Source organism: Hydrogeniiclostridium mannosilyticum, from assembly GCF_003268275.1.
Classification (GTDB): domain Bacteria; phylum Bacillota; class Clostridia; order Oscillospirales; family Acutalibacteraceae; genus Hydrogeniiclostridium; species Hydrogeniiclostridium mannosilyticum.
Genome location: NZ_QLYR01000046.1, coordinates 1 through 417 on the forward strand (window position 1 = coordinate 1; position 417 = coordinate 417).

Annotated in this window: 1 protein-coding gene; it reads left to right on the plus strand. The window is 53.5% G+C overall.

What is annotated here, in order from left to right:
* Window positions 1–398 (plus strand): DNA N-6-adenine-methyltransferase (locus tag DPQ25_RS14400; protein WP_112333766.1); only part of this gene is annotated, 398 nt, incomplete at its 5' end.
* Window positions 399–417 lie beyond the last annotated feature (19 nt).

Genomic DNA, 417 nt, shown 5'->3' on the forward strand with positions numbered 1-417 from the left:
CGCCGCAGGATTTTTTTGATAAGTTGAACCAAGAATTTCAATTTGTTCTGGACCCCGCGGCTACCGATAAGACAGCGAAATGCCCCTTATACTATACGCCGGAGACGGACGGGCTTTCACAAAGCTGGGACCGCGGCGGCGCGGTATTCTGCAATCCGCCTTATGGGCGCGAGATTGGGAAATGGGTGAAAAAGGCGTTTATAGAGGCCCGCGGGGGCTTTCCAATCGTGCTGCTCATTCCAGCGCGGACGGACACGAATTATTTTCACGATTACATTTATGGGAAGGCGGAAATCAGGTTTGTGCGAGGGCGTTTGCATTTTACGGACGATGACGGCAACGCCGTAAACGCCGCCCCTTTTCCCTCGATGGTGGTTATCTACAACGGGGGCCGGTGAAGGAGGAAGAGTGATGAGA